General features: G+C 65.9%; 14 protein-coding genes. 7 read left to right on the top strand and 7 right to left on the bottom strand.

Features of this window, described 5'->3' with window-relative positions; translation table 11 throughout:
- Positions 1–127 precede the first annotated feature (127 nt).
- Positions 128–775 (top strand): hypothetical protein, encoded by a 648-nt coding sequence (locus ACWDA7_RS43425; protein WP_450612467.1) that lies wholly within the window; start codon positions 128–130, stop codon positions 773–775.
- Between the two features lie 154 nt (positions 776–929).
- Entirely contained in the window at positions 930–1103 is a 174-nt protein-coding gene (locus ACWDA7_RS43420) for a hypothetical protein (RefSeq protein WP_450612465.1), read from the top strand.
- 629 nt (positions 1104–1732) lie between these two features.
- Here the strand turns inward: ACWDA7_RS43420 and ACWDA7_RS43415 are convergent.
- On the bottom strand, positions 1733–3508 hold the full coding sequence (locus ACWDA7_RS43415; protein ID WP_450612463.1) for a pentapeptide repeat-containing protein: 1776 nt from the start codon (positions 3506–3508) through the stop codon (positions 1733–1735).
- A gap of 423 nt (positions 3509–3931) precedes the next feature.
- Positions 3932–4312 carry a hypothetical protein gene (locus ACWDA7_RS43410; protein ID WP_450612461.1) on the bottom strand — a complete coding sequence of 127 codons (381 nt, stop codon included), beginning with the start codon at positions 4310–4312 and terminating at the stop codon, positions 3932–3934.
- A 441-nt stretch (positions 4313–4753) separates the two neighbouring features.
- On the opposite strand from ACWDA7_RS43410, the gene ACWDA7_RS43405 reads away from it, so the two are divergent.
- Both ACWDA7_RS43405 and ACWDA7_RS43400 read left to right on the top strand, forming a co-directional pair.
- Entirely contained in the window at positions 4754–4912 is a 159-nt protein-coding gene (locus tag ACWDA7_RS43405) for a hypothetical protein (RefSeq protein WP_450612459.1), read from the top strand.
- The gene (locus ACWDA7_RS43400) at positions 4909–5289 is read left to right on the top strand and encodes a hypothetical protein (RefSeq protein ID WP_450612457.1); all 381 of its coding nucleotides are present in this window, start codon (positions 4909–4911) and stop codon (positions 5287–5289) included. Before ACWDA7_RS43405 ends, ACWDA7_RS43400 begins: the two co-directional genes overlap by 4 nt.
- A 307-nt stretch (positions 5290–5596) precedes the next feature.
- Here ACWDA7_RS43400 and ACWDA7_RS43395 read toward each other — a convergent pair whose 3' ends face one another.
- The 3 genes from ACWDA7_RS43395 to ACWDA7_RS43385 form a co-directional block, all read right to left on the bottom strand.
- Positions 5597–6169 (bottom strand): GNAT family N-acetyltransferase, encoded by a 573-nt coding sequence (locus ACWDA7_RS43395; RefSeq protein WP_450612455.1) that lies wholly within the window; start codon positions 6167–6169, stop codon positions 5597–5599.
- A 387-nt stretch (positions 6170–6556) separates the two neighbouring features.
- The gene (locus ACWDA7_RS43390) at positions 6557–8101 is read right to left on the bottom strand and encodes a hypothetical protein (RefSeq protein ID WP_450612453.1); all 1545 of its coding nucleotides are present in this window, start codon (positions 8099–8101) and stop codon (positions 6557–6559) included.
- A gap of 122 nt (positions 8102–8223) precedes the next feature.
- Positions 8224–8799, bottom strand: coding sequence for a hypothetical protein (locus ACWDA7_RS43385; protein ID WP_450612451.1), 576 nt, complete (start codon positions 8797–8799; stop codon positions 8224–8226).
- A gap of 544 nt (positions 8800–9343) precedes the next feature.
- Between ACWDA7_RS43385 and ACWDA7_RS43380 the strand changes: the two genes are divergently transcribed.
- Positions 9344–9997 carry a PASTA domain-containing protein gene (locus ACWDA7_RS43380; RefSeq protein WP_450612449.1) on the top strand — a complete coding sequence of 218 codons (654 nt, stop codon included), beginning with the start codon at positions 9344–9346 and terminating at the stop codon, positions 9995–9997.
- A 48-nt stretch (positions 9998–10045) separates the two neighbouring features.
- Positions 10046–11371, top strand: coding sequence for a hypothetical protein (locus tag ACWDA7_RS43375; protein ID WP_450612447.1), 1326 nt, complete (start codon positions 10046–10048; stop codon positions 11369–11371).
- A gap of 86 nt (positions 11372–11457) precedes the next feature.
- Here ACWDA7_RS43375 and ACWDA7_RS43370 read toward each other — a convergent pair whose 3' ends face one another.
- Positions 11458–11745 carry a transposase gene (locus tag ACWDA7_RS43370; protein WP_450612445.1) on the bottom strand — a complete coding sequence of 96 codons (288 nt, stop codon included), beginning with the start codon at positions 11743–11745 and terminating at the stop codon, positions 11458–11460.
- 63 nt (positions 11746–11808) lie between these two features.
- On the bottom strand, positions 11809–12408 hold the full coding sequence (locus ACWDA7_RS43365; protein WP_450612443.1) for a TetR/AcrR family transcriptional regulator: 600 nt from the start codon (positions 12406–12408) through the stop codon (positions 11809–11811).
- A gap of 118 nt (positions 12409–12526) precedes the next feature.
- On the opposite strand from ACWDA7_RS43365, the gene ACWDA7_RS43360 reads away from it, so the two are divergent.
- Positions 12527–13270, top strand: coding sequence for an alpha/beta fold hydrolase (locus ACWDA7_RS43360; protein ID WP_450612441.1), 744 nt, complete (start codon positions 12527–12529; stop codon positions 13268–13270).
- Positions 13271–13311: the final 41 nt, after the last annotated feature.

Genomic DNA, 13311 nt, shown 5'->3' with positions numbered 1-13311 from the left:
ATCGCCGCAGCGGCCCTCGTCCTGCTCCAGCTCGAGTACGACCGAACCATCTGAACGATCACACAACGTCATGATCCATTACCGGGAAAGGCTCACTGGGCGTCCCTGCAGAACTAATCTTCGGGCCATGGCCTTGCGACCTGACGAGTTCTACGACCACGCGATTGCGGCTGCGGATAGTGAGCGTCGGCTCCCGCTGGCACGGATGACAGGGTGGGATATCAGCCCATTCGAACCGGACGGATTGCGCGTCGCGCCGCTGCGCCCTCCGGTCTTGCCCGAGCCTGCGCGACATGGCGAGGATCCATCGAACTGCAAGTCGTGCCGCGACCGAGACGAAGGGATCTGGCTCAACGACAGGTGGCGGCTCACCCGGATCTCGGGAGTTGGTGTGCCCCTGGTGCTCATGCTGCATCCGCGTGACCACCATGACATGGCTGACCTGCCCGATAAGCTGGCAGCCGAACTGGGGGTGCTGTCCACTCACATCGTCCGCCACGTGCAGGCCGTGCCGCACATTTCGCGAGCCCACGTCTACCGCATCGGAGATGGGGGCGCACACCTGCACATCTGGTTCTTCGCGCGGCCCGCGGGACAGGCCCAACTGTACGGATCGTGGATGGTCGTCTGGGACGATCTGCTGCCGGAATACCCGGCAGATGTTGCAGAGGCAGATGCGGTGATCGTGGCAGATGCGTTGATCGCCTCCTTCGGAGGTCGTCGCTCGGCCGCCAGCGGGGCCGTCACTGGGCCGTCCGAGGATCCTCAAGGGTGACCGCCGACGGCAGATGACGACGGGGCACCCACGGGCGATCAGGGTCCAGAGCTGCGAAAAGGGCAGGTCGCTTGAGAGGCTTGTGAGACCCAGAAGAACTGGCAGTTGCGCGCCGAATCCGGGGCACCGTGCGGACCGTGCGGTGGGAGGGCGCATGACAGTGGCGATCTTGCGCTTGCTGGCGGGTCTCGCTGTCATGAGTCTGGGGATCTACCTGATGATCCGCTTCAAGGGTGAGGCCTACGGCGGCCACTCGCCGCGCAACCGCTGGCTATTGATCTTCCTTGCCTTGGCGGTGGCAGTCGTCGGCATAGCCATCGCGGGCTGACAGCAACAGCGGCGAATCACCGCGGATCCCAGCACACGAGCACGGATCCGCCGCAAGTAGCGCGGCGTACGTGATCGACCTGATAAGGAAGAGGCCGCACCTTCAAGCCCTCCGGCCTCTCTCTTTTGCGGAGTTTTTGGTGAGTACCTTTGCATGGTTTATTTTGGCCGTCATTGCCTGGATGGCCTACTCGGTGTGGCGTATGCGCCTCCTGCCTGCTCGGAGACGTTGGCAACCGTTTGTGCTTCTTATCGCTGGTGTGGCAGGCGTTGTATCCGGATCCGGTCAGAGTGCCGGCTCCCCAGCGGACAGGATCCTTGTAATCTCCGGCCTCGTCTTGATTGTTGTCTCGTGGGTAGTGAGCCTGAGGGAGCGCCGAGGGCACGGCAAGTTCCCATCTGACACCAGCTCCAACTCCGAAGCTGACATCACCACGTGACATCAACGTCGTCGGACGACGGCGGACAGGTTCGACCGGAGGAGGACCGAGAATCGCCCCCGGACGGCGGTTCCGGCAGGTGACATGGGTCCGGCAACGAACTTGTAAAGCGGCTGTCTCGAGGTACCCCTCAAAGGTCGAGGATGTAGCCGGTTCACCCATTGGCGCATGAACCTTGACCGAAAGGTCGTCACCGCTTGACGCGGCCGCGGGCGGCAAGGGCCGCGAGGCCGAGCAGAGCAGGTTCGACCACTCGGGACAGCATCTCGGCGTACGTTCCAACGGTGGTCAGCTCCTGGCTCGATGACCGGAACACCACTGAGTTGATCACCAAGCGCATGGACTTCTCGAATCGCTGGGACGTCAAGCGTTGCCCGAGCGGCCCGTCAGGGGCGATGGGATCGGTCGTGTCGTTCGTCAGCGAGATGCTCTGGCCTATCAACTTGCCGGTGCTCTCAGTTTTCGCAGCCTCCTTCGGTACACCCCACAGCATCATCACGAGCACACTCGCGACCATGGCTCCCAGCAGCCAACTCAGAGCGCGGGAGGCACGCAGACCGTAGCCCGACACAGCCCAGTAGGCGGTCAGCAACGCGCGCTCGGCACGGGGCCGTTTGGTGTCGTGACGACGCATCTCCATCTCGCCGTAGTAGAAGTCGCCGGCATCGGGCTCGTTCTTGCCGTCCTCGAAGGATTTGCGAAGCTGCCGGTACACCGCAGCCAATCCCGCTGGCCCTACAACTTCCACTCCGGTCGGCGCTGATGTCCATGCATCCCAGCCCTTGGCGGCTCGCCAGTGGTGCTCCTCGGCCAGCGTTCGCCGTGTGGTCCACCGCACGGGCCATAGGCCGCGTCGATGTAGGCCTGTGGGAGGAAGCGCCAGAAGGTACTCCCCCTCCAAGCGCAGTTGGTCGAGATGCACGGCACCGGATAACAAGCAGGGAGTCAGGTCAACGCTGTGGAGCACCAGGTGGGCTACGTCCACACCTCGCAGAGAGGCAATGCGCACTCCCGTGTCGCTGCCATCCAAGGCCTGCTCTTCCAGCACCTCTTCGGTCCCCTCGGTTCCGGTCCGGTCCGTAAACGGGGCTGCTCGGGCGGCGATGCTCAGGGGGTGTGCGAGGACCGTATCGCTGAGGTCCACGGTGGCGTACCGCAACCGCATGGTTGCTTTTGCAGTCCATTCCGTCCGTATGCACCACATCCTTCTGGTCGCTGCCTCGATGGCGACCGGGGCCGCGAAAACTACCGCGGACAGATCCACAGCGTCTTCGCATACCAAGGGGCCCAGCTGCGAGGCGCTTTCGAACCTCGCGCCGTCGAACCAGGCGCAGCCGGCGAAGTGCGTTCCCTGAAAGCCGACGCTTCCCGAGAACTGCGCACCGTCGAACGCGGCGTTGCCATGAAACTGGGCGAGACGGAACCTGGCGTGCCCGCAAAACCGTGCGCCATCGAATCGAACGTCGTCAGAAAACACCGCCTCTCCAAACCACACGTTGGTCTCGAACGACGCTTCGCGGAACTGGGCTCCACAGAACCGCACCCGTTCAAACCAGGCGTCCCCATGGAACTCAGTTCCCACGAACCGGGCAGTACCAAGGAAAATTGCCTGCTCGAAGCCAGCATCGCCCCTGAAACGTACGCCGCTGAAGTCAGCATCGCCGACGAACCGCGCCGCATCGAAACGGGCTGTGCCCAAGAGGGCTTGCCGGGCGCCGGGAGCCCGGATGGCGTCGAGGAGCACGCCGAGGAGGTTCTCGGGAATGAAGGTGCCCCGGTGATCCAGATCGCTGCCAGGACCCAACTGTGCAAGGTAAGCGGCACGGTCGACATCGGCCAGGTGCTCCAGGCATTCATCGTGCGGATCGACACGGCGACCGCGGCAACCCTCAAAGGAGTCGGTCGAGTCGGAGCCATGTCGGCAGCGGGGCCAGGTCGGCGCGGCTACCGAAAGCTGATGCGTCACATCAAAAGGGGACGGCCGGACGCGGGCAAGAGTTCCACTCGGTTCATGGCTGGCCATGTCCGGCCCCGCAATCTGCACGCAGTCGGGTCCACGACCATGCCCACACTTCCCGCTAAAGCGAGACGCCGACAACCATGACGGCAACGCTGACGGCAACGAGCGCGGACGACGACAGCACCCGGCAGCCTGTCACAGAAACGTTGCGGACCCGCTGAGCCAGGCCGCTGGGGTGTGCCCACGTCTTCTAAACGCTTGGCCACAGGTTCGAGTCCTGCCGGGCGTCACCATCCAAAACGCCCCAGCGGGGATCTTCCTCCAGGGCGTTTCGTGTCTCTGGCGGCAACGGAGCAGTCGCCGCACCAAACCAGCGGTGACTGTCGGGGGCGGCGCAGCGTGCCGTCAAGCTCCAATCCGCCGTCCGTCTCATCTCGCAGAGGCGATCACGGCGGAAACGATGGCGGTCACGACGAGGCTCCCCATCATGACCATCCCCACGCCGACCATGAAGAGGCCGCTCGAGTCGTCCGACCAGTCGCAATAGGCAGCAACGGTTAGGCCGACCGTGGTGCCGAGCACAGCGCCTGCGATGTAGCGCCGGGATGCCGCCCAGTACACCGGTACCAGCAGAGTCAGCACCAGCCCGATCACCTGCCACGCCTCGTACGGACCGGTCGTCGTGCCATCGGGTTGCACGTCACGATGCTGGTCCCAGCCCAGCCAGGCAGCCCACGCTGCTAGCGACACCCCAGCCAGCACGAGGATCGACAACAGCTGGCGAACAGGTCTCAGTAGTCCATGACGCATCACCCAAGCGTCTCCGCTTGTCCCATCACCGACCAGAGCGCAAGTACTCAGCTCCGCCTGAGTACATCAGCTATGGGCACAGACATATTGGGCCAGGTCAGCTGCCAGCAGGTGAGGGAGCCAGGCGACCTCGCTGCGGCCAGAACAGTCCTGTCGAATGCCTGTCGAAGTTGTCGGCGGCGGCTCCGCCAGGCCGTACGACTGACCAGGTCAGCGGCCTACTGCAGGCAAACCAGAAGTGCGCCTTCTAAGCGCTTGGCCGCATGCCGCGATCACTGGGCCGTGCGAGGGTGCCCGAGGTCCACCAACAATGACAGAAGCCCACGACATCTGAACTGGTCAGAGCCGTGGGCCTGTTCTGCCTCGCTGGTCAGCCGATCGGCTGATCAGTACCAGAAGAATTGGGTTCGCGAAACGGACGCCTCCTGCGACGCTGTGCGCATGACCGAGACGACCCCCTACGACGTCGACCGCGTCCGATTTTCCCGCCAAGCGCTGGCACGCTTGGTGCTCTGCGACCACGCCGTGGATGTCGCTGACAGCGCGAGTGGCCTGGTCGCGACCCGCCACGATCCTGACACGGGCCCCGGGGCCGGGTGAGTCAAGCGCTCCAGCTCATTGAACTCGCTGAACGCGCGCTGGTCTCGGCTGTGATCTACGAGCGCGAGCGGAGCACCTCTTGGGCGGACATCGCCCGCTACTTGGGAATCGATCCTTCGGAAGCTGAAGCGCGTTTCATCGCAGATCTAACCCTCTGGGATACGGCGTTCGAGGTCCCTTACCGACTCGACGACACGGGCCGCAAACGCGTACCCCAGCTGCCTACGGCAGCGTATGACCCTGCCTGGGCCTGCACTCAGCTCGACCGCTGGGCCTATCTCCAGCGGCTGGGTACCGACGACGAACATGCTGTGAGTTCCGGTCTCGTCATGGCCGCGCCGGAGGAAGAAGGATATCCGGGAGCGGAAGAACGCTGAACGTGTCACCTCAGCCCTTGTCAAGACCACGTGGGGCGGCTGACACCAGTAGCTGACACCAACAAGCGCGAACAGCAGCGGCCGACGCCGGACCCCAGGGGACGATCGGCCGAGGCTCAGGCCCGGTTGGCCAACGTCGACGGCCCCCCGTGATCGACCTGATAAGGATGAGGTCAGACCTTAAAATCTCGAAGCCGCGGGCCGCCTCGTCACGCCAGGGCCCTTGTCCGATGCGTTCACCCAGCGGTCACGACGGGCACCCCCCTCCAGGCTTCTGCCTCAGCCATAGCGACAATCTCGTCGTCAGTCACAGCGAGCTCACGGACTTGTCAGGCGTCTGGGTGCCAGTCATCTCAACCGTGAGGGCCCAGCGTTCGTGCCCGCGCCAGGCGCCATCCAGGAACTGGAAGTGGGGAGAGTAGCCCTCACACTGGAACCCCAGTCGTTTGACCAGCCTGATGGACGACTCATTGGCGGGCTGGATGTTGGCTTCCAGCCGGTGCAGCCCGAGCTCGGTGAAGGCGAACTCTACGACCAGCCGCAACCCCTGAGTCATGTAGCCACGCCTCGCGGTGGACGCGTAGGCGACATAGCCCAGGGCCCCGCTTTGGATGGTGCCGCGGACGATGTTGTTGATGTTGATTCCGCCGACGATCGCGCCCGTGTGGCGCGAACAGACCACGAAGCCTTCGTAGGTAGGTTGATCGAACCTTGCGATGTACTCCCGGAAGGCTTCCGGGGAGGTTTCCCGGGTTGGGACCCACGGGTGGTGCAGATCACCGCTCTCGCGAGTGAGAGCGGTGATCTCTTCGTGGTCACGCAAGGCGATGCGCCGGACAGCCACGTGTGGACCCTGGGCAAGGAAGATCTCTTCGACCATCGCGTGATCGTAGTCAGGACTGCCGGCCGCTTGTCCCGCCCCCTGGCAGGTCCACAAGCCTGCCCGATCCGCGGGCCAGCGTAAGAGGCCATGATCACTCGCGATCCGGTCAGCCACTTGACCTGCGCCGCCGGTTCCGGACGCGGGGTGCGACGGCCCGATCTGCCGCCGGGCTGAACAACATCGTGCGGGCGGCACGGAGCTGGCACGGTTCCCTTGTCAGGCGTCCCTCGAAACGAGCCGCACCCTTCGGATATTGCCCCTTGTTCACTCCCACACCCAACGATCGCTTCCTTCGGCAGTGTCTGAATCCCAGGCTGTACTACGGCGCCCCACCGCCAACAGGCGATGACGCGCTGTCCGGCGATCCGTTGCGCTCGTGGCGTCTCAAGCCAGCAGGTCGGCAGCCGCGGTGCGCAGCAGGCGGACAAGCTCTGGCGTGTCAGCCATGGGGTGGTGCGCGTACAGGAGGTTGGTGGCGAGCATGGCGCGCTGCGCGGTCGTGCCCTGTTGGAAGGCCGGCGAGGTGGCCAGTTGCGCTGCCCAGGCCGGGATGGCGGTCTGCCACTGGGCGCGCTGCCGCTCGAGGAGGATGTCGGCCCGCTTCGCCCGTGCGTCGGCGAGGGCGCGCTGGATGTCATGCGAGTTGATCGGGCAGTTGGGGCCGAACATGCTGCGGGCGAGATCTCCGCCCCTGCTGGCTTGGTCTTGGGATGTTTCGGCCGCCATGAACTGATCGTCGTCGACCAGGGCCTGGGAGAGCTGCCGGCCCCACTGCTTGAGGTGCGGGAATCGGGTCTGCTCCTCTAGCACCGCCCTCACGCGCATCTCCCAGTCGTCCAGGCACTCGTCCAGTTCCTGGGCCCAGTCGGCGCTCACCTGGTAGCGGTGCACCACGTCACCGGAGCGGAACGTGGCGGTGAAGCCGCTCAGTTCGCCCTCGCGGCGGGCTGCTTCGGCCCGCACCCGCTCCAGGCCCCGCAGAGTGGGATGCTTCAGGTTTTCTGCGCCGTCAAGGCGCTGTGCCCAGCCGCCTTGGTAGCGCTCGAGGCGTACGCTGTCCGGCACGTCGGCAGCGACGGCCTGCAGGAAGGCTTCCCGGTCGCCCCAGCCGACGATCGAGGTGCGAGCGCCGCCGTCCGGGGCCGTTACCGGCCGGCCCGGGTGGGGGTGCGCGATGGTGTCGATGCGGGGACGGTCGCGGCCTGGATGCGCAGTCGCCAGATCGTCCACCAGGCCCTCAAGCCCGGCCAGCAGTAGCTCGAGCTTTTCTGCCGGCGGCCGTTGGTCCTCGAGCCACTGCCGGGCGTGGTCGCTCGCGCGGACCTGCACACTGAAACTGTCGCCGCTGCCCTGGAAGTCGGAGGCCGGGATGCATCCGTAGTCGGCGAGTTCTTCGGTGGCCGCCTTGATGACCTGGGCGTCCCGGTCGGCCGGCGAGCCGGCAGGAATCGTGGCAGGCACAGAGAAGGTCAGCGTGTCCACGTGGGTGCCGTTGGCTGGCATGCTCAGGTCGTCGTACAGGTCGATGGTGTACTCCCCCGGGCCGACGCTGGTGATGTAGGCGCTCACCCATCCGTACGCGCCGCGAGCGTCCTCGCCATCGTCGTCATCCCCTGCAACGTTCCCTTCGTCGCTTCCCTCGTCTGCCTCTGCGTCCTCGTCTTCCCCTTCGTACAAGGAACCCTCCACGGAGTCCTTCGCCCACTGCCTCCACGCCTCGTCCGCATCACCGCCCGCGTCCTGCAGATAACGGTTGGGGTCGGCCAGGTCGTGAAAGGCGGCGGCGGAGGCGGAGCCCACGGCGTCGCGGGCACGGGCTCCGACGATGTCAGGATCGATGCCTGCATTCACCAGCGTGTCGGCCTCCTCGGGGCTGCACCCGACCTGAAGGAACCGCGCCCTGGCCGCTTCCTCGTCATACACGTACACGGTCTCCTTGTCTGATGCCGCGACCTCGAGGTGGATTCACGAACCGGCTTCCGCCCGGCAGGCGGGCTGCCTGACGCGCGCCGCGTGCCCGAAGCGCCGGCAGGGCTCAGGATCTGCTCACGTCAGCTGTTCAGGCACGACCCGTGCACTTCGACGCTGTCGGGCCGGATGCAGGACGTACCTGCGGTGTATGTGCCGCCACGGTCGAAGACCTGGATGACCGATGTTTCATCCGTCCGCCACCATGCGGCGAATGCCTCGGCGATGTACTGGGACTGCTCTTCGAGAGCGAGAGTCTCGTCCGTGGCGCCCGCAGCCTCGTAGTCGACCGTCGGATAGTCGGAGTCCACCTCGATGGCCGGGTAGGCCTTGCGACCGTACCCGCGCCATTTCGTCAGCTGCTGGATGGCCTGCTTCTGATCAGCGTTGCCGTACTCGGCGACGAACTTCTTGAACTGCTGAAGCGTTCCAGGCGTGGTGACGATCTCGGCAAGCGACATCGTCACCTTCTTTGGCCGGCTCGCGGCGGGCTTCGCCGCATGACTCGTCGTACTCGCGGCCGGGCTGGCCGGAGAGTTCGAACTCGTGTGGGAGTTGCCGTCCTTGCCCCCACACTGCGTCATCAGGGCGGCGATCACCGCAATGACGACCAGGCCGCCACAGCCCTTCGCCGATGCACTACCACTCTTGCTTGCCACGTACCGGGTCTCCGTCGATACACAAAAAGGATATTGCGAGCCTCATCCACGGCTAAGGAGCCCCAAGTGGCGAAACGAGACCATGCGCGCAAGCGACGGCGGACAGGAACATGAGCCACAGCGGCTTCTTCCGTTGCCGCTCCCGCTTCGTCGGGGTCTGCCGGTTCATCGAGTCTTTGGTCCGGCAGGACGTGAGGGGTGTTCCCCACGGCAGCCTCCTCCTGGTGCTGACCGGCACCACACAGCAGAAGGGACCGGGGAAACACAGATTATCCATGTTGCCTGCACATAATCGACACTCGTACCACAACCGTGATCTTGCCTGACAGGCAATCAAGAGGACATCCCACACGTCGAATCCGCGCTCTCCCCCGGCCGCACCCCATCAACACCGGGACACCCCGCAACACGCCCTTCCAGCAGCGCCGGTCACTGCCGCTGCAGCGACACACACACCAGGTCACGGTCAGATGACGGTAGTTCACATCTTCTTCACAGATGATCTACAGTGTTCCGCCTGTACCGGCACCAATCGGGGGAATCCATGCACACCCGCATCACCAGCGTTGTCCTCGCGTGCGCCGCAACCGGCGTACTCGTGTCCTGCGACCCGGCAAACAGCACCACGGCCTCCCACGGCACCACCCCGTCGGCTTCGGCCACCGCAGCTGCGGACGCCGGCAAGCCCACGCAGGACAGCAAGCCGACCGCCACCGCTCCCAAGACCGTCCCGAACTTCGTCGGCATGGGACTGCAATCCGCGCAGGATGCCGCCCAGAGCCAAGCCTTCTATTCACTGACGTCGCACGATGCGCTGGGCCGCGGCCGGATGCAGGCCTTCGACCGCAACTGGAAGGTCTGCAGCCAGAACACAGCCGCCGGCAAGAGGGTTCCGACCGACACCACCCTGGACTTCGGCGCGGTCAAACTGGAGGAGACCTGCCCCGCCAAGGACCAGACGGCGCCCTCGGCGGCCGGAGGCACGATGCCGAACTTCAAGGGAAAGTCGGTAAAGGCGGCGCGCGCCGCCCTCGACAGCAGCACGTCGATCAGCGTCAAGGACGCCTCAGCAGAGGATCGTTGGGTGCTGGTGGAGAGCAACTGGCACGTGTGCAGCCAAACCCCGAGCGCCGGAACCGAGTTGAAGGGACAGCCCGTGACGTTCACGGCCGTCAAATTCGGCGAATCCTGTCCCTAACGGTGACTCCCGCGGCGCCCGCCGCCTGCGGTCCCGACCTACTGCACGGTGCCCTTCGAGGTCAGCGGCGATGGCCGCGACGAACCGCCTGCCAACTTTCCGGATGCGTCTGCCTGCGGCGGGAGCCGCCTCTACGATCAGGCCTCTGCCGCCTTCCTCACCGGGGGGCGGCCACCGGGGAAGCGATCATTGACCATGATCGCGAGATCACAGGGGTGGAAGCACGTGACCGATCAGCCGGTATTTGTTCTGGGTGCGGATCTGCAGGCCCTGGAGCCGGCCGCCTTCGAGACCGAGGCGGAGTTCCAAGAACTTCTCGCGCGCCATCCCAGGATGCTGGATTTCGGCTCGCTGGCTGACGGCCAGCCGCTCAGGCTCGTGCTGGTGGCGCGGGAGATGGGGGTCGCAACGAGCGCGGATGGTGCGCCGGCGTACTGGCTGGGCCACCTCTTCGTCGACGCCGACGGGGTGCCGACGCTGGTGGAGGTGAAGCGGGCCAGCGATACGCGTATCCGGCGCGAGGTGGTGGGCCAGATGCTGGACTACGCGGCGAACGGGGCGCGTTACTGGCCTGGAGCGCTGCTTCAGCGTTGTTTCGAGGAGACCTGCGTCGCGGACGGCCGGTCGCTGGAAGAGGCGTACGGGGAGTTCCTCGGCGACCGCTCTCCGCAAGAGTTCTGGGCGGGGGTCGAGGAACGGCTGACCGCCGGCCAGATGCGGCTGCTGTTCGTCGCGGACCGGATCCCGCTGGAGCTGAGGGCGATCGTCGAGTTCCTGAACCGGCAGATGCGGCTAACCGACGTGTACGCCATCGAACTGACCCAGTACCGAGGCAACGGAGACCTCCGCGTCCTGGTCCCGCGCATCCACGGAGAGGTCGCCACGGCAGCGAAGTCCCCATCCGGCCGCCGCAGCACACACAGGACCACACGCGCCGACATGGACGCGGCACTCCACACGCGTCTCGCCCCGCAGCTGAGGCAGGCTGCGACCGCTTTGCTGGATCACGGGGCAGCCAAGGGGCGGTTGGAGGGCGGATACGCCACCTACCCGAGCATGTCCGTCTACTATCCCGTCGCCGGCCGGCAGGTGCCGATCTGGACGCTATCCCTGTACGACAACCCTCCCAAGGAAGAACTCGCCTTCAGCTTCGGATCGCTCACCCACCACCTCGGCCCGGACCGGGCGGCCGCGTTCGCGCAATCGTTGCCGGCCGTGCCCGAATTGGAGAAGAAGCTGGAAGTGCAGCGGCAGAAGGGCTACAAAGGCTGGCCCTCGATCCCCCTGAGCGCCCTCGCCGACCAGCCCGCCGCCGTGGAAGGGATCCTGACCGCGATCCAGCAGCTCATGGACGGCCAGGAAGCCTCCGCCTGATCGGCTCGCGGTGACCGGTATCTCGTCACCGGACGGTGCTGCTGTCTGCCCGACCAGCACCAGTAGAGGAACTTGCATGCGGCACCTCATCCCCTCTTTCGCTCTCGCGGCCCTCCGGCGCGGACAGCAGATCGAGCAGTTCCTCGGCAGGGTCGAACGCGACGGTCAGCAAGGGCTTCGCTGGATCGCCTCAGTCCCTGCTTGACCCAGTTCCGCAGTCCCTCGGCACTGACCCCGATCTCCCGGGCCACCTCGGTGACGGTCTTCCCGGAGGAGCACACGAGCGCGACCGCGTCCCGTTTGAACTCCTCCGTGTACCGCCTGCTGCGGCTGCTCGTGCTTCCCACCTGGCAGTACTTCCTCTGGAACCTCATGTCCCAGACTCCAGGTGTCCACGATCAAGGGGAAGGTTCAGTTACGCAGCGACCTACAGGCGCTCAGTGAGGTGCGCCGGCGAACTGCTCCACGACCCGCTCCAGACTGCCCACGAGCAGGTCGACCAGGTCGGCCGTGGTGACCACCTCGTCGGTGGCATCGATGGCCATCTCCTCGGCCATCGCCAGCCAGCCGCGCACGGCCAGCCGCAACAGCGGTGTTGGGTCGCTCACGCCTGCCGCCTCCAGAACACGGTCGACCAGCGTGTGACGGGTGTTGTCGAAGACTTCCAGGACCAGCTCGTCGCCGCCTGCGCCAGCCCGTACGAGCGCCACATAATTGTCCTTCCGGCGCTGCACGAACGACACGAAGCCATCGACGATCCCCCGCATCCGCTCCGTCGCGGCGCCCTCCGCCGGGGCCTTGGCGTGCAGCAGCACCCGACGTGCGGCCGCCTGCACGACGGCGATGTAGTAGTCGCGCTTGGTCGGGAAGTAGCGGAAGAGCAGGCCGCGGGAGATCCCCGCCTCCGCTGCCACCTCGTCGATCGACATCTCGTGGATGGGTCGGGTCACCAGCAGGAGGAGGCCGATGTTGATCAGCTGCGTCCGGCGTTCCTCGGGTTTCAGTCGCGCACGGGTCGGTGCGGACTTGGCGGCCATGACGCGACCCTAACTTGTTGAGCGATGCCCGACAAGACTGTTGAGCAGCGCTCAGCACGCCTCTATGCTCTGCTGCCACCCGCAGGCGGAGCCGCGTCCGAGCGTGAAGGAGCTGCACGTGCCCACTGTCGACGTCAACGGCGCATCGATCTCCTACACCGACACCGGGGCACCTCCCGGACAGCCCGACGCGCCCGCTGTCGTCTTCGGCCATGGACTGCTCTTCAGCGGCTGGATGTTCCACCCGCAGGTCGAGGCGCTCCGCCAGGACTACCGGTGTGTGACCGTGGACTGGCGGGGCCAGGGGGATACACCGGCAACGCCCTCCGGGTACGACATGGACACCCTCACCGCCGACGCCGTCGCCCTGATCGGACGGCTCGACCTCGGTCCGGTCCACTACGTCGGCCTCTCCATGGGCGGCTTCGTCGGCCAGCGCATCGCGGCCCGCCACGGCGAACTGCTCCGTTCACTGACACTGCTCGACACGAGCGCGGACGAGGAAGACCCGAGCAAGGCCGGCGAGTACCGACTGCTGGCCAACGTCTACCGGCTCACCGGGGCCCGGCCGGTCCTGAGGAAGGTGAAGGCCGCGATGTTCGGTCCCGCCTTCCTCACCTCCGCGGCGAGCAAGCCCGTCATCGACGAGTGGGTACGACGGCTGCAGCGATGCGAACGGGCAGGCATACGCAAGGCCGTACTCGGCGTCGTCGACCGGCCTCCCGTCCACGACGAGCTCGGCCGCGTCTCCGTGCCCACTCTGGTCGTGGGGGGGGGGGGCGGGGGGGGTGGTGGGGCTTTTGGGGGTGTGGGGGTGGGGGGGGGGGGTGGGGGGGGGGGGGGGGGCAAGCGCTGTTGGTGATGGTGACACGGACGGTGTCGCTCTGGCAGGTGGCGCACACG

The organism is Streptomyces sp. NPDC001156 (genome assembly GCF_053598275.1).
Note: the sequence above shows the minus strand (reverse complement) of the source record. Positions and strands in the feature narration are given on the sequence as shown.